At 52.4% G+C, this 18,519-nt stretch carries 20 protein-coding genes; all 20 read left to right on the top strand.

Annotation, left to right across the window (positions count from 1 at the left end):
* Window positions 1–7: 7 nt before the first annotated feature.
* The 20 genes from KBY83_RS03385 (at window position 8) to KBY83_RS03295 (ending at window position 18,398) form a co-directional block, all read left to right on the top strand.
* A complete protein-coding gene (locus KBY83_RS03385; RefSeq protein ID WP_255018329.1) occupies window positions 8–1,273 on the top strand; it encodes a polysaccharide ABC transporter ATP-binding protein in 1,266 nt (421 codons plus the stop codon).
* Window positions 1,270–2,043: a glucose-1-phosphate cytidylyltransferase gene (gene rfbF / locus KBY83_RS03380; RefSeq protein ID WP_255018328.1), complete on the top strand. Its 774-nt coding sequence runs from the start codon at window positions 1,270–1,272 to the stop codon at window positions 2,041–2,043. The genes KBY83_RS03385 and rfbF overlap by 4 nt, the downstream gene beginning before the upstream one ends.
* A complete protein-coding gene (rfbG, locus tag KBY83_RS03375; protein ID WP_315858927.1) occupies window positions 2,034–3,158 on the top strand; it encodes a CDP-glucose 4,6-dehydratase in 1,125 nt (374 codons plus the stop codon). The genes rfbF and rfbG overlap by 10 nt, the downstream gene beginning before the upstream one ends.
* Window positions 3,148–3,696: a dTDP-4-dehydrorhamnose 3,5-epimerase family protein gene (locus tag KBY83_RS03370; RefSeq protein ID WP_255018326.1), complete on the top strand. Its 549-nt coding sequence runs from the start codon at window positions 3,148–3,150 to the stop codon at window positions 3,694–3,696. The genes rfbG and KBY83_RS03370 overlap by 11 nt, the downstream gene beginning before the upstream one ends.
* Window positions 3,693–4,907: a class I SAM-dependent methyltransferase gene (locus KBY83_RS03365; RefSeq protein WP_255018325.1), complete on the top strand. Its 1,215-nt coding sequence runs from the start codon at window positions 3,693–3,695 to the stop codon at window positions 4,905–4,907. The genes KBY83_RS03370 and KBY83_RS03365 overlap by 4 nt, the downstream gene beginning before the upstream one ends.
* A 63-nt stretch (window positions 4,908–4,970) precedes the next feature.
* A complete protein-coding gene (locus KBY83_RS03360; protein WP_255018324.1) occupies window positions 4,971–5,777 on the top strand; it encodes an NAD-dependent epimerase/dehydratase family protein in 807 nt (268 codons plus the stop codon).
* A 44-nt stretch (window positions 5,778–5,821) separates the two neighbouring features.
* Entirely contained in the window at window positions 5,822–6,865 is a 1,044-nt protein-coding gene (locus tag KBY83_RS03355) for a class I SAM-dependent methyltransferase (RefSeq protein WP_255018323.1), read from the top strand.
* 57 nt (window positions 6,866–6,922) lie between these two features.
* Window positions 6,923–7,711 carry a phytanoyl-CoA dioxygenase family protein gene (locus tag KBY83_RS03350; RefSeq protein WP_255018322.1) on the top strand — a complete coding sequence of 263 codons (789 nt, stop codon included), beginning with the start codon at window positions 6,923–6,925 and terminating at the stop codon, window positions 7,709–7,711.
* A gap of 11 nt (window positions 7,712–7,722) precedes the next feature.
* Window positions 7,723–8,481: a TylF/MycF family methyltransferase gene (locus KBY83_RS03345; RefSeq protein ID WP_255018321.1), complete on the top strand. Its 759-nt coding sequence runs from the start codon at window positions 7,723–7,725 to the stop codon at window positions 8,479–8,481.
* A gap of 37 nt (window positions 8,482–8,518) precedes the next feature.
* Window positions 8,519–9,268 (top strand): cephalosporin hydroxylase family protein, encoded by a 750-nt coding sequence (locus KBY83_RS03340; protein WP_255018320.1) that lies wholly within the window; start codon window positions 8,519–8,521, stop codon window positions 9,266–9,268.
* Window positions 9,269–9,366: 98 nt separating this feature from the next.
* Window positions 9,367–10,278, top strand: coding sequence for a glycosyltransferase family 2 protein (locus KBY83_RS15465; RefSeq protein ID WP_396093316.1), 912 nt, complete (start codon window positions 9,367–9,369; stop codon window positions 10,276–10,278).
* Window positions 10,259–10,981, top strand: a complete 723-nt coding sequence (locus KBY83_RS03335; RefSeq protein WP_255018319.1) for an FkbM family methyltransferase — start codon at window positions 10,259–10,261, stop codon at window positions 10,979–10,981. The genes KBY83_RS15465 and KBY83_RS03335 overlap by 20 nt, the downstream gene beginning before the upstream one ends.
* A gap of 6 nt (window positions 10,982–10,987) precedes the next feature.
* The gene (locus KBY83_RS03330; RefSeq protein WP_255018318.1) at window positions 10,988–11,854 is read left to right on the top strand and encodes a methyltransferase domain-containing protein; all 867 of its coding nucleotides are present in this window, start codon (window positions 10,988–10,990) and stop codon (window positions 11,852–11,854) included.
* Complete coding sequence (locus KBY83_RS03325; RefSeq protein WP_255018317.1) at window positions 11,855–12,868, top strand: glycosyltransferase; 1,014 nt, start codon at window positions 11,855–11,857, stop codon at window positions 12,866–12,868.
* Window positions 12,865–13,800 (top strand): NAD-dependent epimerase/dehydratase family protein, encoded by a 936-nt coding sequence (locus KBY83_RS03320; protein ID WP_255018316.1) that lies wholly within the window; start codon window positions 12,865–12,867, stop codon window positions 13,798–13,800. The genes KBY83_RS03325 and KBY83_RS03320 overlap by 4 nt, the downstream gene beginning before the upstream one ends.
* Before the next feature lie 237 nt (window positions 13,801–14,037).
* The gene (locus tag KBY83_RS03315) at window positions 14,038–14,601 is read left to right on the top strand and encodes a class I SAM-dependent methyltransferase (RefSeq protein ID WP_255018315.1); all 564 of its coding nucleotides are present in this window, start codon (window positions 14,038–14,040) and stop codon (window positions 14,599–14,601) included.
* Complete coding sequence (locus KBY83_RS03310) at window positions 14,487–15,896, top strand: glycosyltransferase family 4 protein (protein ID WP_315858926.1); 1,410 nt, start codon at window positions 14,487–14,489, stop codon at window positions 15,894–15,896. The genes KBY83_RS03315 and KBY83_RS03310 overlap by 115 nt, the downstream gene beginning before the upstream one ends.
* Complete coding sequence (locus tag KBY83_RS03305) at window positions 15,893–16,786, top strand: hypothetical protein (RefSeq protein WP_255018314.1); 894 nt, start codon at window positions 15,893–15,895, stop codon at window positions 16,784–16,786. The genes KBY83_RS03310 and KBY83_RS03305 overlap by 4 nt, the downstream gene beginning before the upstream one ends.
* 19 nt (window positions 16,787–16,805) lie before the next feature.
* Window positions 16,806–17,639: a glycosyltransferase gene (locus KBY83_RS03300; protein ID WP_255018313.1), complete on the top strand. Its 834-nt coding sequence runs from the start codon at window positions 16,806–16,808 to the stop codon at window positions 17,637–17,639.
* Between the two features lie 183 nt (window positions 17,640–17,822).
* Entirely contained in the window at window positions 17,823–18,398 is a 576-nt protein-coding gene (locus KBY83_RS03295) for an acyltransferase (RefSeq protein ID WP_255018312.1), read from the top strand.
* Window positions 18,399–18,519: the final 121 nt, after the last annotated feature.

Here is an 18,519-nt window from a genome sequence, read left to right as displayed (position 1 = left end):
CAACGCCATGCATTCACCCTCTGACGTTGCTATCAGTGTTCGCTCGCTAGGAAAGTCTTACAAAATCCAGCACCAAGCTACAAGTTCTAGTCGAACAACGCGAACCAGCAAAAGAGGTTTCGCCTGGCCTTGGCAAGATTCAAATAGCAACGGCAAATTCTTATCTGAAACATTCTGGGCGCTACAAAATATCAGCTTTGATGTTCCGCGTGGCAAAGTATTTGGCGTCATAGGAAGAAATGGCGCCGGTAAAAGTACATTGCTCAAGATTTTATCTCGCATCACAGATCCGAGCACAGGTCAAGCTGACATTCGCGGACGCGTAGGCTCCCTTCTAGAAGTTGGCACAGGATTTCACCCTGAGCTGTCAGGCAGAGAAAACATTTACCTCAATGGCACGCTACTAGGCATGCGGCGGCGTGAGATCAATGCTGTATTCGATGAGATTGTTGACTTTTCGGAAGTTTCACGATTCATAGACACACCAGTGAAGCGCTACTCGAGCGGTATGTACGTGCGTCTTGCTTTTGCGGTCGCCGCCCACCTGCAGCCCGAAGTTCTGATAATCGACGAAGTATTGGCCGTTGGCGATATAAGCTTCCAAAAAAAATGCCTGGGCAAGATGAAAGATGTGACCGGCGAAGGGCGCACGGTGCTGTTTGTTAGCCATAGCTTGAGTACGGTAAATAGCATCTGTGATGAATGCCTACTACTCGAAGATGGCCGCACTAAACTAGTTGGACCCACGACAGAGGTCACGAGTGCATATTTTGACATGAGCCAGGAAGAAAGCGGCTCACAACTGGATCTCTCAGCCCAGCCAGAAGGTGATGAAGTCGCTGTGCTGCTCTCAGCCAAGCTTGTTGACCAACATGGAGAAAGCATCACCTATGCCAGCCTCGACGAGCCCTTTGGGATTGAAATAGCCTATGAGATCATGGATTGCCGCCAGCCGATCATTCCCAATCTCCATTTCTTCAGTGGTGGCACCTGTGCCTTCGTCACCACACCAGCAGAGCCAAGCGATTGCAGAGTTGGCTTGCATCGGGCCATTGCATGGCTGCCGACTGGACTGCTTAACGCTGGACAGTACACCGTTAATATCGCAGCAAGTTCGATGAATCCTGTCCGCGCTCATTTTCACCTTCAGGATCGATTCAGCTTTAATGTGATCGATGACGTCCATAACTCCTCCCGCCAAGGCTATGTACATGCCGTTCCCGGAGTTGTCAGGCCCCGTCTCGCCTGGAACGTAGAAGTAGTTCGCGCATGAAAGCAGTCATTCTTGCTGGCGGGCTAGGCACACGCCTGAGCGAAGAAACGCATCTCAAGCCAAAACCGATGGTGGAAGTAGGTGGCAAGCCCATTCTTTGGCACATTCTTAAAATTTACAGCCATTTCGGCATTAATGAGTTTGTGATCTGTTGCGGCTACAAGGGCTACCTGATCAAAGAATACTTTGCCAACTATTTCCTGCACACAAGTGATGTGACTTTCCACATAGATATCGACAGCCATATGGAAGTACACCACCGCAAAAGCGAGCCTTGGAAGGTGACTTTGGTTGATACCGGTGAAATGACTCAGACCGGTGGCCGGCTCGGCAAAGTAGGGCCCTACCTCAATGGCGAAAGCTTCTGCTTCACCTACGGCGACGGCGTAGCTGATGTCAACATCAGTGCTTTACTGGCACAGCACAAACTGCAAGGGCGACAAGCCACGCTGACCGCAGTGCAGCCTCCTGGCCGCTATGGAGCACTGCATCTGGAAAGCGATATTGTGAACCAATTCCAAGAGAAACCAGATGGAGATAATGCCTGGATCAATGGTGGATTTTTTGTGCTTGAGCCCGCGGTCTTAGATCGTATTAATGGCGACGCCACCAGTTGGGAAGCTGATGTTCTCCCCCGCCTGGCTGCAGATGGGCAGCTGGCCGCCTACCGACATCAAGGCTTCTGGCAGCCCATGGACACACAACGGGATCGCAGCCGACTGGAAGATCTCTGGGCGAGCAATAAGGCTCCCTGGAAGCTGTGGCTGTGATCCATCCAAGCTTCTGGCGCGGTCGCAGAGTTCTGATCACAGGCCATACGGGTTTCAAGGGCAGCTGGCTGGCCCTTTGGCTGACTCAAATGGGCGCCCAAGTGCATGGTGTTGCACTCGCACCTGATACGAGTCCGGCCCTTTTTAATCAGCTCCAACTCACAAGCAGGCTGGCAAGCCATCACTTGATCGATATTTGTGATCCTGAGGCTTTGGTCCAAGTGGCTGCAGCAGCCCAACCAGAGGTGGTGCTGCATCTGGCAGCGCAACCCCTGGTGCGGCGCAGCTACCACGATCCATTGGGCACCTGGGCCACCAACGTGCAGGGTTCCCTGAACCTGCTGGAAGCCCTCAAACCTGTGCATCATCCATGCGCGGTAGTCATGGTGACGACCGACAAGGTATATGCCAACCAGGATTGGGATTATGGCTACCGCGAATGTGATCGCCTTGGTGGCCACGATCCCTATAGCGCCAGCAAAGCTGCTGCTGAATTGGCGACTGCGAGCTGGCGGGCCAGTTTTTGCGGCGAAGAGGGTCACCAAAACCCTTATTTGGCTATTGCAACGGCGCGGGCCGGCAATGTCATTGGTGGCGGCGACTGGGCTGAGGATCGCATCGTTCCAGATGCGATGCGTTCGCTGGCGGGCCATGAAGCCATCCCAGTGCGACACCCATTGGCGACCCGGCCCTGGCAACACGTGCTGGAGCCTCTGGGTGGCTACATGCAGCTGGCAGAGCAGCTGTTCACCGCTCAAGCGTCGCCAAGGGAGCCCAAGGAGCCAGCCCACAACCGCTTCGCCAGCGCCTTTAACTTCGGCCCCGCGCTTGAAGCCAACCGAAGCGTGAGCGAACTGGTGGAGGCCGCCCTACAGCACTGGCCTGGATCGTGGCGTCATCAATCGAATCCCAACGCCCCCCACGAAGCCGGCCGCCTACACCTGCAGATCGACAAGGCCCACCACCAGCTGGGCTGGCAACCCCAGTGGGATTTCGCCACCACCGTGGCCCGCACCGTGGCCTGGTATCGCGCCGTGCATGAGGGCGCAAGCCCGCTGACGTGCTGCCTGGCTGATCTGAGCGCCTATCAGACGCAAGCAGCCCATGGCCACTGAAGACCACCCCACCCCCATCTGCGGCGTGATCGAGTTGGTGGGCCAGCCCTTTGCCGACGAACGCGGCTCCTTTTTGAACGTCTTTCGTGCCCAAGAACCCAGCTTTGATCAGGCCTGGGGCCAGCGGCCGATCGCCCAGGTGAACATCAGCCGCAGCGAGGCCGTGGCCACAGTGCGCGGGCTGCACCTCCAGGCGCCACCCCACGGCGAAGCCAAACTGGTGCGCTGCCTGCGGGGACGGGTGTGGGATGTGGCGGTGGATCTGAGGCCAGACTCGGCCACCTATGGCCAGTGGCATGCCGTGGAGCTCTCACCAGCCACCGCCAGCGCCCTGTTGATCCCTGAGGGTTGTGCCCATGGCTTTCAAGTGCTTGAGCCCGGCAGCGAACTGCTCTACCTCCACTCGGGAGCCTGGGTGCCGGAGGCCGAAACCGGCATCCGCTTCAACGACCCACGCCTGGCCATCCCCTGGCCGCTGCCACCTGTGGGCCTGAGCGAGCGGGATCTGGCGTTACCACTGCTTGAATCGCTGCCATGAGCCCGCACCCCTGCCGCCACTGCGGATCACCCCTGGAGCACACGGTGATCGACCTGGGCCATCAGCCGCCCAGCAACGCCTACCTGCGGCCTGAGCAGCTGGCGCTACCCGAGATCACCTACCCACTGCGGGTGTTCGTGTGCACCGGCTGCTGGCTGGTGCAGCTACCCGCCCATGCGGCGGCCGAAGAGCTATTTACGGCGGATTACGCCTACTTCTCCGCCACGTCCAGCAGCTGGTGCGCCCATGCCGAGCGTTATGTGGCAGCGGCGGTGAAGCGGTTGGGGCTAGGGCCCCAGAGCCAGGTGGTGGAGCTGGCCTCAAACGATGGCTACCTGTTGCAGTACGTGCAGCAGCGCGGCATCCCCTGCCTGGGCATCGAACCCACCCACGCCACGGCTGAAGCCGCGAGGGCCAAGGGAATCACCACCATCGAGCGCTTCTTTGGGCTTGCGCTGGCAGCAGAGCTGGAACCCGCCGATCTGGTGGTGGCCAACAACGTGCTGGCCCACGTGCCCGATATCAACGATTTTGTGGCCGGCATCGCCCGCCTGATGAAGCCGCTGGGCCGCGCCTCAATCGAGTTTCCCCATTTGCTACAGCTACTAGCGGGAAACCAGTTCGACACGATCTACCACGAGCACTACAGCTACCTGAGCCTGCGCGTTGTCCAGCGCATCGCCAACGCCGCTGGCCTGGAGGTGGTTGATGTGGAGGAGCTACCCACCCATGGCGGCAGCCTGCGGGTGTGGCTGGCCAATCAGGGCGTCACTGGAGCCACTGCGGCAGTGGAGGCGGTGCTCGCTGCTGAAGCAGCGGCGGGGCTGGAAACGCTGATGGCCTACGCCGGATTTCAGCAGCGAGCCGAGGCCGCAAAGCAAGGCCTGCTGGAATTTCTGCTGCAGGCCAAACGCGGGGGCCGGCGCGTGCTCGGCTACGGAGCCGCCGCCAAAGGCAACACCCTGCTCAACTACGCCGGCATCCAGGCCGACCTGCTACCCGCCGTGGCCGACCGCGCCCCCAGCAAACAAGGCTCACTATTACCCGGAAGCCACATTCCGGTAATCAGCCCAGAGCAGCTGACCGCCGAGGCGCCCGATGCACTGCTGGTGTTGCCCTGGAATCTGATCGACGAGCTTCAGCAACAGTTGCCCGATACTGAGCTGGTGACGGCAATCCCAGAGCTGCGGCATTGGAATGGAGGGCGTTAAGATGACTACCAGCGAGATCCGCAGGATTCCCTATACCAAGCCCTCGATCACTGAACTGGAGCTGTGACAACGATTCACCTGTTAGGAAGTGAAGGCTTCATCGGACGTGCTCTCAAGCGAGAGTCTGGCAGCCTTTCCCTGCATTGCTGGAGCCACCGACAAGCAGATCCTGAGCACCACTTCGACTTGCTCGATCCAACAAGTTGGCAGGCCCTGCTCAATCGCCGGCCAACACATGTCATTCTATTGAGCTGGCCAGGGCTTCCCAACTATCAAGAGCCTTTTCACGTCACCCGCAATTTGCCAGCATGCATTGAATTGGTCGAGCAGCTGGCGGCGACGGGCCTACAGCGCCTTGTAGTTGCAGGAACATGTTATGAATATGGTTTGCAGCATGGGCCATTAAAAGAAAATCAGTTCACGGATCCAGTGAATTGCTACGCCATTGCCAAAGACAGCTTGCGACGCTTTATCGCGAGTCTTAATACCAAACAGGCATTTCAATGGTGCTGGGCCCGTATTTTTTATCCCTTCGGCGATGGCCAGGATCCTAATTCACTATTGCCGTCTTTGCAGCGCGCAATAGATCAAGGTGATACCGAATTTGCCATGAGCTCTGGCCGTCAGATTCGTGACTTCATACCCGTCGAACAGGTTGCCCAAATTCTGCTGCAGCTGTCTACAGATTCACTTGCTCAAGGTGTTTATAATTGCGGATCTGGTCTTCCGGTTTCATTGAGGGAATTAGCCGAAGAGCGCATCGCCAATTCCCTCTCTTCAATAACTCTTAAGCTAGGGGTTTATCCTGACAGGCAAGACGAGCCTCTTGCCTTTTGGGCAGACACAAGCAAAATCAACAAACTAAGATGATGAGAATACCACAAACTCTTTATCGAGCAACAGAGATTCCGGCAATGCAGAACAAGCTCTTCTCAAGCAGGGCCGAAGCTTTAGCGGCCCCCTCCGGCTCCCTTGATCTATGCCAAGACGAAACAGGCCTAGTCTTTAATCGAGTCTTTAATCCTACTGTTGTCACTTATGATGACAGCTATCAGAATGACCAAGGCCATTCTCTGCAATTCCAAAGACATCTCGATGAGGTCTGCGAGTTGTGTCGCCGCTTTCTAGCCAGCAGAGAGAGCCTAGTTGTAGACGTCGGCTGCGGCAAAGGTGGTTTTGTTGAACTACTGAGGGGAAAGGGAGTCAATGCAATTGGATACGACAATGCCTACCAAGGCAGGAGTCCTTACGTCCGAAAGTCTTTCTTTAGCGTTGAGTCACACGGCCAAGGCGACCTGCTCACTCTCAGGCACGTTCTTGAGCACATCCCATCTCCCTGGCACTTCCTTGACGGCATTGCAGCGGCGAACGCCAATCAGGGACTTTTATACATTGAAGTGCCAGATCTCGAATGGATTCTCGAACATCGTGCCTACTTTGACTTGTTTCATGAGCACGTCAACTATTTCCGCATGAGTGACTTTTTACGCCGCTTTGGCGATGGCGTTATTTTTCAGTCCAAGAGTTTCGGCGGGCAATATCTATCAGTGGTCATCAACTTAGAATGTGTGCACAAATGTAATCAGTCTGTGTTGGGGCGTGATAGTGATTCTGGTCTTCAGACAGCCTTTGAGCAGCTTTCTGAATACGAAGAGAAGATCTATACCGCGTTGAGAGAAAGCCATGAGATTGTGCTGTGGGGAGCGGCAGCCAAAGGCGTTGTATTTGCAGCCAAGACTCCTTTAGGGATCAAACGTAAAATCACCTATGCAATCGACATCAATCCCAGCAAGCAAGGCCATTTCATGCCCATTTCTGGCGTGGAAGTCTTGGATCAGGATATAGGCGTGGCAAGGCTTGATCCATCCAGCCTTGTTGTTATCATGAACCCCAACTATGAGCAGGAGATTCGAGAGTGCCTTCCTTATAATCAAACCTGCCTAGTTCTTTACCAATGAATAAAGTTCACAACTTCGACAAAACAAACATTAATAGCCACAGCTATCCCCAAGAGCATGGACGCTAAGCCCCCACATACCAATATCCTCCGACTCGATGTTAATTCTTTTTCTGGTACCGAAGCTCACCTAGCCGCATTAATTCGGGAGGCACTAGATGATCAAGGATGCTTCGTAATAGAGCCTGGATTTGATACTTTCACCATGAGCTCGATAAGTAGCGCAATAGATGACGCTCTAAAGGACATTGGCATTGATCATGCGTGCGATTCTCCTGAAGCCTCAGATATGCTGCAAAAAAATAGGCACATGCAATCCGCCCTGTATGATCGCCTAATTAGCATGCCAGAGAAGAATATCTTCTTTTTGACTTCTTCGTGCATGCAGTCAGTGGTGTCTTGCTTATTTGATGAGCCAGTATTATACGAAAAGAGTCCGTTAAGGGTTGACGTTCCTTTTGATTTAAGTGAAATGACATTGTGGCATCAAGATTTCTTTTATGTAAAAGGGAGCGTTGATGTTGTGACCTTTTACATACCATTAAATGATTTAGACTATTTAGGTGGTGCATTGAGCGTTTGCCCTGGAAGCCATAAATCTGGTCCACTGCCTCATGCCTTAAGTTGGGGGAAGAAGTCATATCCAAACTATGCCGGGTCCTTGGCTAGTGCATGCTGCGAGCTGAAAGCTGGCTCAGCATTAGTGTTTAATTCCCTTCTACTTCATCAGACAAATCCAAACTACTCAGAACTGATAAATTTTAATATTCAATATCGAGTCAGCGGCAGACGATGTTTGCATAATTCGCAGATGGGGAATTTGATTCCCATACCGAACCCTCTTTAAATTCTATATAAATGGAAAACACCTTCTCCAGAGAGCCAAAAAATCAATCTGCAGATGATTTGACTCAGTTCCAGCAAATGAGTGACTTATTTGTGCACTCTCATGGTACTCTTGTCGAAAAAATTGATGCATTTCCAAAGTTTGCAACAAGACAGTCACTTGCAAAATTTTTGACTAAGTACGAGATCTTTAAACAGGTGTTAGATGTCAACGGATCCATTATTGAGGGCGGGGTTCTGCATGGTGGCGGCACACTTACATGGGCAAAGTTGTCCTCAATCCTAGAACCAATAAATCATACTCGCAAAGTCATTGGGTTTGATACATTCTCGGGGTTCCCCTCTGTTGGCGATGAGGATCTTAAGGGTGGTACTTCAAGCCATTTTCATGTTGGTGGCCTTACTGGTAGTCCGAAAGAGGATGTAGAAAAGGCGATCAAGCTTTATGATTTGAATCGCCCACTCAAGCATATTCCTAAGGTCGAGCTCGTTGAAGGGGACGCATGTTTGACTGCTCAACAGTATTTAAAGGATAACCCACATCTGGTGGTCTCTGTTCTTTATCTTGATGTTGATCTCTTTGAGCCCACCAAGGCCTTGATTCAAGCGTTTTTACCACGAATGCCAAAGGGATCTATCATTGCCTTCGATGAATTGAACGCTAAGATGTTTCCAGGCGAAACAGTTGCCGTGGCCGATGCGATAGGTATCAATAATTTACATATAAAAAGATTCCCGTTTGATTCTTATGTTTCATATGCCGTATTATAAAGATACCCCTATTCCCTACCCTTTGCCCCTGGCGCGAATGTCTTTTTCAGATTTGAGATCTCAGATCATTATCAGTCAAGCAAGGAATAAATGCCTAAAAACTGCCGCCTCTGACTTTTTTGAATTCACAGTGAATTCGAGCTATTCGTATGTTTTTGACTGGCTAGGTATTCCCATTATCCAGTATCCGCAAGACATTGTTGCTTTTCAAGAAATCGTTTCTCAGGTAAAACCTGATCTGATCTTGGAAACTGGCATAGCCCACGGAGGATCCCTCGTTCTCTCCGCATCAATGCTCTGCCTCCTCGATGTAATGGAAGGCCTAGACCCCCGCCAATCTCCCCGCAAAGTCGTCGGCGTTGACATTGATATCCGCCCCCACAACCGCAAAGCCCTCGACGACCATCCCCTGCGCTTCAAGATGGAGCTGATTGAGGGATCCTCGATCGACCCCGAGATCATCCAGCAGGTGCGCAGCCATGCCGATGGCGTCGATCGGGTGCTGGTGTCCTTGGATTCCAACCACACGCATGAGCACGTGCTCGCTGAACTGAATGCTTACGCCGATCTTGTGTCCGTCGGCAGCTACTGCATCGTGTTCGACACTGCCATTGAAGACCTACCCGCCGGATCCTTCCCCGATCGCCCCTGGGACGTTGGCAACAACCCCAAAACGGCTGTTCATGAATGGCTGAAGGACCATCCGGAGTTTGTGATTGACAAGGATATTGATAATAAGCTATTGATTAGTGTGGCGCCGGATGGGTACCTGAAGCGGGCTGGCTAGGGCCCGAAAGAATGAATGTACTAATCATTTACGCTGAGACAGCGCTCTTCTTAGAAACTTTGACAACAAAATAGCATTATGGCGCCAAAAGTTTTGCAATGGCAATAGCCCATCGAACCACATCGCTTGAAAACAAAACAGCAGGCCCACGCACGATGCATTCTATAGATTCACGCTTGTCAATAAGTGTAGGCATACCAACATATAACCGCCCCGATCTACTAGACAGAGCGCTTGCATCCGTTGCGGCCCAAGTTGAGCACCCAGACGAGGTCATCATTGGAGACAATTCTGACAATTGCAAGTCTGAAGAGATCTACAAACGATGGAAACCGCATATTCCCTGCTTGCGATACATCAGACACTCGAGAAATATTGGGGCACTTGGCAATTTCCTTAGACTAGCAGAGATCTCAACGTCATCTCACTTCATGTGGCTTGCAGATGATGATGCCCTAGAGCCCACTCATTTACGCGTAGTCAAGGATTTTCTAGCCAATCATCAGAACGTCCAATATCTCGGCTGGGGTTATCAAGTGCATAACTATGTCACTGGAAGCACAGAGCACCCATCTTACCTGCCGTCGATTACCTTGAGCGAGGGAAACTATGAAAACGCATGCTCTTACCTGAAGCAGCCCATATCCTGTTACTTTTATGGATTGTACGATCGGAAAATATTTTATAAGTCTCCTTTGAGCCGTTGGCATAAACTTAGGGCGTCATTTGACTGGATGGATGTAGCCTTTGTAATGCATAACATTCTCAACTACAAATCTCATTTTCTTTCTGATAATCTCATTACATATGGCATTGATGAGATTGTAAGGCCTCGAAAAGGCGCGGAGGGACAACCCGTCAAGGACTACGCCCCAACACCTTGGCTCATGCATGGCATTATGCTAATATTATTCAGTTCAAAGCTGACGCTTTTCGAGCGCCTAAAGATTCTCCCAAAATTTATTTATGCTTGGAAGAATACTACATCGCATGCGATCAAGCACAATTAACAATCGCAACATCAAGGACGATTCTGCATTGGCTGTCAAGCCTTTGCAAAGCGATGACTATAAGCGAGCCACCTTTTTCCAGTGCGGCGAAGATGCAATAATTGACTTTGTCGCAAGGCAATGTGGTATCGAGATAAATAGCTATTTTGATATCGGAGCAAACCATCCCTTCGAATATAGCAATACTCATTTATTCTACTCTCGTGGCGCTAGCGGTGTCTGTGTTGAGCCAATACCCACAATGGCCGACAAGTTCAGATTAGCTCGTCCAAAAGATACTGTTATCACTAATGTTATTTCATCGGTGACCGATCCAGTCCTCTTCTACGTCCTGGACCCCTCCACCCTCAGCACTCTTGATCCAGGAGCGCTAGAACGAGCACTACAGACACCTGGAGCTGTACTTGTTGACAAGATTAATGTATATCCCACAAGCTTAGATACGCTATTTAAACAGCATGGTGTTCCACAGCTTCTATGCATAGATGTAGAAGGGGGTGACATGGACGTACTTTCTACGTGGGACATGACCAGATATCGGCCGCCTCTGCTTTGCGTGGAAGATCTGGAATACACCACGATTCGGACCGCAAGGCGTCCTTTGGGCGTCACAGATCTTCTTCTCCAGAATGGGTACATGCTATTTGCCAATACTTTCATTAATAGCATTTTAGTTGATACCAACACCTGGGTAGAAGCTTGATCCATCATGTCTTTTAAGAGATACCTCGGGCCGGCTATCACTATCAAGAGGGCTATTGATCGGCAGTTGTATGCCATCAATACATCAAGAAAGAACCTAATTATTTCCTTTCGTGAATGGATGTCTCTGGTCCGAAGAATTAATAGTCATGACTTAACGACTGGCATCCTTAATTCTTCGTCAAGAGATCTATGGGTTCAAAAGGTACTTGGTGAAGTACCTGCCAGATCAAGACTGCTAGATGCTGGAGCGGGAGAGCAGAAGTATCGCAGCTTCTGCTCACATCTTGAATACTCTTCCCAGGATAATGCTGCGTATGATGGACAAGGTGATGGCCATGGAGGACATGTTGAAGGATGGACATATGGGTTAACCGACTATATTTGCGATATAGTTAGTATACCTGCAGAAAGCGAATCCTTTGATGCCATTCTCTGTACAGAAGTCTTAGAGCATCTGCCCGATCCTATTGCGGCAGTCACCGAGTTAACGCGCTTGTTGCGCCCAGGGGGACTGCTGCTCCTCACTGCTCCTTTTTGCAGTTTTACTCATTTTTCTCCTTATTTCTATTCAACAGGATTTTCACAAAATTGGTATCTCCATCATCTCGAGAGGCTGGGATTTACCAATATTGAATTAACACCAAATGGCAACTTTTTTGAATATCTTGCACAGGAAATCAGGCGACTGCCTAAAGCGTCTGCCGACTATACATTACATAATGACTCCTGGAAAGTTAGGCTAGCAACATTGACTTTGCTGATTTTTCTGAAGAAATGCTCTTCTGAAGACACTGGATCAAGCGCATACTCCTGTTACGGGTGGCATGTTAAAGCTGTGAAAGGGGCAAATGCTGAACAGGATGGCGAATGAATGAGCGACCTACCCCTTGTTTCAGTTATTTTACCAGTGCATAATGGCGGCATTTATCTTCACGCCGCAATATCATGCATCTTAGGCCAGGCCTATCAAAGGCTTGAGATCATCATAATTGACGACGGCTCTTCTGATGACTCGGAATTCACTATTCGCAGCTTTAGCGACCCCCGTATACAATTTTTTAAGCAGGCCAATCAAGGCCTTGCAGCCACGCTGAATCGCGGGATTACCCTGGCCAGAGGCAAGTACATCGCCAGACAGGATCAAGACGATCTTTCAAATCCAGATCGAATCTCGTTGCAGGTGGCCTATATGGAGGACCATCCGGATTGCGTTCTCCTCGGCTCCTGGGCCCAAATCATGGAGGTGGATCGTCTTGTAGAGCGTTTCCATCGCCATCCGGTTGACGAGTTAATGCTTCGCTATCAGCTGTTGTTCAATAATCCATTCGTCCACAGCTCCGTACTCTTACGCCGTTCGGCACTGCTTGAGGTAGGCGGTTATACGACCGATCCTGAACGACAACCCCCGGAAGACTATGAACTGTGGTCCCGGCTCTCCCGCATCGGCTCAGTGGCCAACATTGGGGAGGTTCTGCTGACCTACAGGGAAATTCCGGGGAGTATGTCCCGCGTAGGGCCGTCGCCATTTAGGCGCCGACTCATCATGATCTGTGCAGAAAATATAGCTGCTGCAACTGGTCTTCCCAGCGATGACTCCTACATTCGTGCCATTGCCGCGTTGACCCACGGTGAGGCTTCTGAACTGGCGCAGCGTCCAGACTTCGCTCGAATGAAGGACATCCTCCTGGAAGCCATCAATGGTCTTGGAACTGGTGACGCGCTGCTGCCGTTGCGTCAGGATGCCATCTCCCGAGTCCAGGGCATGCAGGCCGCTTGGATGATCCGCGAAACGCCTGCCTATCGTATTCTTGACCAGGTTGGGCCACTGAGAAGCATGGCCAAACGGATCTGGCATCTGACACGCTCGCTCAGGACGCCGAAATGAAGACGATCGTTATCGGTGGTGCCGGCTTCATCGGTTCCTTGGTCAGCCAGGCCCTCATTCAATCCGGCCGTGATGTGACCATCGTCGGCCGGAGTGCCCCCGGCCCTCACACTTCATCGCTGGACTGTGCCTACCGCTGTGCCGATCTTGGCAACCGTGCCCAGATGCGGGAGATTCTTGAACCCGGCTGTGAGGTGATTGATCTGGCCTATGCCACTGTTCCGAAGACCAGCTATAGCGACCCCGCCTTTGATCTGCTCGCCAACCTTCCTGGCAGCGTTAACTTATTGGAGGAGTCGATGGCTGCAGGTGTCCGCCGTCTGCTGCTGGTTTCTTCCGGCGGGACAGTGTATGGCCCTCCCCAAGTGCTGCCGATCCAGGAATCTCATCCGACGGCGCCTATCAGTCCCTACGGCATCACCAAGCTGACCATTGAACACTATGCCCTGATGTTTCATCACACCCGCGATCTACCGATGGTGGTAGTACGCCCGGCAAATGCCTACGGTGTAAATCAGCGCTCGCGCACGGGCCAGGGCTTCCTCGCTGCCGCCATCGACGCCATCCTTTCGCGTCGAGCGATCGAGATCTACGGACCTTCAGGCACAATTCGCGATTACATCCATGTAACTGATGTGGCTACTGGCATTCTTGCAGCCCTCAATTTCGGGATTGATGGTGAGATCTACAATCTCGGCACCGGTATCGGAGCCAGCAACCTAGATGTGATCTCCTTGCTGCGACCTCTTACAGAGTCCTGCGGGTATTCCATTCAAGTGAACCAACTGCCCTCACGTCGATTCGATGTCGAGGCCAATGTCCTCGACTGCCAAAAACTCTCTTCCGTCTCCGGGTGGAGAGCACAGGTTTCTCTCCCGCAGGGTCTCGCCGAAATGTGGGACCATACCTTGACTAGGTCCTCTATCCCCTGAGGGCGCCCTCCGCACTCGCGACGTTGACCAATGGGAATCCTTTCTCGGCTGCTGAAACTCAGGGTATCTGCTGCCCAGCCGACACCCCAGGACCCCTTTCTCAGCACAACCAACCCCTCACGCAATCCTGGCTGCAACGAGTTTGAAGTCGATGGCTGGGCCACCTCAGCGTTCGTCGCCCATACCCTTGTACCCCTGGTCGGTGTCCATCCGTTCCCTCTCCAGGAATTGATGCTGATGACAGCGACAGTCTGCCGGTTTGAGCCCTCCTTGATCTTTGAATGGGGCACCAACATCGGCAAGTCAGCACGAATCTTTTATGAGATCTCCAAGTATTTCCATATCCCAACAGCAATCCACACCTGCGATCTCCCCGACGATGTCGACCATGTAGAGCACCCCCATGCCCAGCGCGGTGCGATGGTGCAGGGTCTGTCAGGTGTAACGCTCCACCAGGGCGACGGGTTGAGCACATCCCTCCGCCTCTGGGAGGAGTCGGGCCGTCCCGATCGTCCCCTCTTCTTCCTTGATGGCGATCACAGCTACGCCAGTGTCAGGCGCGAGATCGACGGGATCCTAGAAGCCGTGCCTGACCCCGTCCTTTTACTGCACGACACCTTCCTTCAGTCGTCGGAATCGGGATACAACATCGGGCCACGCCGAGCATTCGAGGAATCCCTGGCCGTATGTCAAGGCCGGTTCAATGCCGTTCACTCGGGGCTCAGCCTTCCTGGCATGAGCTTGCTGTATTCGACTGCACCCCCTGCGGCGAAGGCTGGCTCCAGCTCCCTCAACACATGAAGATTCTCCACACGGTCGAGTCCTATCTACCGGCCCGTCATGGCATGTCTGAGGTAGTACGCCAGATCTCCGAACGACTCGTGCAGCGGGGCCATCAAGTAACCGTCGCCACGAGCAAAGACCAACAACGCCACGACAATCAGATTGAAGGCGTTGAGATCCGATCCTTTGATGTTCATGGCAAGAGCGCGATTGGCGTCTGGGGCGATGTTTCTGGCTACCAGAACTTTCTGCTCGACTTTAATCCAGATATCATTGTGAACTTCGCGGCCCAACAATGGGCCACCGATCTCACCCTACCGCTGCTCTCCCGGCTAAAAGCTCGCAAGGTGTTCGTGCCAACAGGCTTTTCTGCTCTCGCAGATCCAATGTTCCGCAACTATTTCTCCGCGATGGGAGAGTGGATGCGCAGCTACGATGCATGTGTCTTTCTTTCCGACTCCTACCGGGACATAGACGTTGCGCGCAGCGCAGGTATTGAATCGATCGCCATCATTCCAAATGGGGCAGCGGCCGAGGAATTCAATCGCTTGAAAGATTCGGGATTGCGTGAACGGCTAGGCATCCCGGCAGATCACCAACTGATCCTGCATGTAGCTGGTTATCTCTCCGTTGCCAAGGGACAGGCTGAAGCCGTTGAGATCTTCTCCCGCTCCTCCTTGAGCAAAGCCACGTTGCTGCTCGTCTGCCCCGATTTCAGCAAAGCAGCTACGAAAGCACTCACACCCAAGCAAATTCTTAAGGGTCTCTACCACATGGCCCGCGGCAAAGGCCTGCGTGGCATTGCCTTTCCCACCCAGCTGCAACTATTGCGGCGCTTTAGGCGCAAACGCAACAGAGCAAACGACCGGCAGATTCTTGGGGTGTCACTATCGCGTGAAGACACAATCAGTGCCTTTCTGGATACCGATCTGTTGTTGTTTCCATCTTGGATTGAATGTTCGCCGTTGGTGCTATTTGAGGCCTCAGCAGCGCGAACCCCTTTTCTGGTTACAGATGTGGGCAACGCCAGCGAGATCATCCGCTGGACGGGTGGAGGGCGCCTACTCCCAGGTGTGCGCAGCAACGACCGGGAAGGCAGCGTGCAGGCCGATTTGGAAGCCGGCGCCCTCTGCCTCAACGACCTAATGGCTGATCAACAGGTACGGGAGCAGATGGCAACAAACGCCCATGAAGCCTGGCTTCGGCATTTCACCTGGTCGCGTATCGCCGAGCAATATGAACAGCTATACAGAACCCTGCTGGCCAATGAACCCATTCAGGGGCTATTCCCGCCACCCCAATCTCTCCAATGACGATCCAAGCGATCATCTTCTCCAAGGATCGCCCCCTGCAGCTGCATGCCACGCTTGCGTCCTTCGCCCTGAACGCAACGGACGCTGCCATAGTGCAGATCCACGTGCTATGCAAAGCGTCAAACGAAGCCTATGCCCGTGGCTATGCCCTAGTGGCTGAAGAATTGGCCGGGCAGCTCCAGATCAACTGGGTCCAGGAATCAGATTTCAAAGTGGATCTGCTGGCCGTAATGCAGGAGCCGCGCTCATCCTCGCGGCGGCGGCGCCTGTGGGATCGGCTAACCCTTCGAAATCCTCGCCTGCGCAGCGACCATCTGCTGTTCCTGGTGGATGACAATCTCTTCATCCGTCCCTTCTGCCTGCAGCAGATCGCCGACTCACTGAATGCCCATCCTGACGCCATTGGCTTTTCGCTGCGCGTTGGCCGCAACACAACCAGTTGCTATTCCATGCAGTGCGAGCAACCACTGCCACCATTTGAATCAGCTGCCCTAGGCCTTCGCTTTGATTGGTCAGGGCAGGTGGGTGATTTCGGCTACCCGCTGGAGGTGTCAAGTTCTGTCTACCGGTGTGCTGACTTGACACCCCTACTTCGCACTCTCCCCTACAACAATCCCAATCGCCTCGAACAAGCCCTATCAGCCGCCAGCGGTTTGTTCGCGCGCCGGCTGCCGTCACTGCTGTGCTTTGAGCAATCCGTGGCCTTTTGTGCACCTGTGAACAAGGTGCAATCGGTTCTCGACAATCGCTCGGGAGCACAGGAGGAGTACTCCAGCGAAGCCCTCAACACGCTGTTCCTGGATGGGTACCGCGTGAACGTTTCAGCACTCAGTGAATTTGTACCAAGTGCAGCTCATGTGGAAATTGAATTGCCCCTTTCGCAGCCGTGAACCCTTGCGTCATTGAACAATGAACGCATGCCAGCCTCCACTGTCCATCGCCACACTGATCTGCATGCGGGCTGGATCACCTCTGGATCTTGCGCTGAAAGCAATTCGCTCCACTGCAGCAAGCCTGACCCATAGCGACATCATTCTGCTGCGGGTTGATGGTGGTCTACCTACGGATCTGGAGCTCTTCCAGCAGGCAGCTGCTCCAGTGCCTGTGCGGCTACTGGGCTCTCAGCACCACCAAGGGCTTGCAGCCTGTCTCAATGAACTGATCGAAGAGGTGCTTAGCGATGAACGCTGGCAATTAATCGCACGCATGGATGCCGACGATGAATCACTACCCGGACGCATGAAAATGCAGCGAATGTTTCTGGCCGAACATCCTCAGATCGATATCCTTGGCACGGCCTGCATCGAGGTGAATGAGCATGGACAACATCTGCAGACCAAGCGGATGCCGCTCAATCACGAAGCGATTGTTCGCAGGCTGCCACGCAGCAATCCGCTCAACCATCCCAGCGTCATGATAAGACGCCGTGTATTTGCTAGTGGACTTCGCTACCGCACGGATGCAAGTCGCACTGAAGACTACCACCTTTGGATTGATGCTGCCTCGAAGGGATTTAAATTTGCAAACCTATCCGAGCCACTGCTTAATTTCAGAAGGGACAGTCGTTTCTTTAATCGGCGCGGGGGACTAAGGCAAGCGATTGCGGACTCAAACGTTCGCCTACGCGCAATTCGCGTACTTGGCCGAACGAACCCAGTTGAACTTTTCTGGGTTTTTGCGGCCTTCGGAATGCGACTACTGCCAGGGAGTCTACAAAAGATTGCCTATCTATGCATTCGATAGCAAGCCAAGGGATTTCATGCCCCTCGCCTTAGTTAATCCCCTCTAGATTATTCTTAGATTATATTCAAGCCCCTGCAAACTTCTTCGATCACAGGCAAATTAAGCCGGGGCCAACAATCCTCTCAGGGTCGCATCTTTCCTTTCGCACAGCATGCTAAGATTTCAATAATTGAGAGCTGCTAGATGATTGGCAATCTTCAAGTTTTGCGTGCATTTGCCGCGCTAGCCGTTGTATTATATCACACTTCTTATCCACTTATAAATGGGCGACCCAGCGACTTCCAAGGCGTTGCCATATTCTTTGTGATCAGTGGCTTCATCATGAGCTATGTGGTTCTCAAAGATGATAAGCAGTCAAAAGCTGATAAATTCTTACTGCACCGGTTTGTTCGGCTAGTCCCTTTTTACTGGCTGTGCGTAGTTGCATTTATATATCTATCAAATCTTGGCCTTCTAAACCTGTCTCAAACACTGCCAAGGCTTGGCGCGCTGCTGGCAAATGATTGGCTTGGAGCATTGCGCTGGGTTGCGTCAGGCTTTAATTTGACTATCCATTATAGCATTCAAGAGATAGTAAAGACGCTGTTCTTTATACCCTATAAAGACGTAAACGGGGATTACCATCCTATTCTCGGAGTGGGCTGGACTCTAAACTTGGAAGTGTATTTTTTTATTATCTTTGCGTTAACACTACTTTGGCGAAAAGCCTACGCACCTACTATAGGGTACCTCGAAATTTACGAGATTTGCCAGCTCTGATCACCATAAAAAAATGCCTTTCGGCATCGTCGCAGCAGATCATAAGTGCTCAAGCAATGCAATATTGTCGGCAAATTGATTCGTACTGGATACTGCTTAGGCAATAGTCAGGGCGTTAGTT

It is taken from the genome of Cyanobium sp. WKJ7-Wakatipu (assembly GCF_024345355.1).
In the GTDB taxonomy this organism is placed as follows: domain Bacteria; phylum Cyanobacteriota; class Cyanobacteriia; order PCC-6307; family Cyanobiaceae; genus Cyanobium_A; species Cyanobium_A usitatum.
This window is presented reverse-complemented; position numbering and strand designations above follow the sequence as displayed.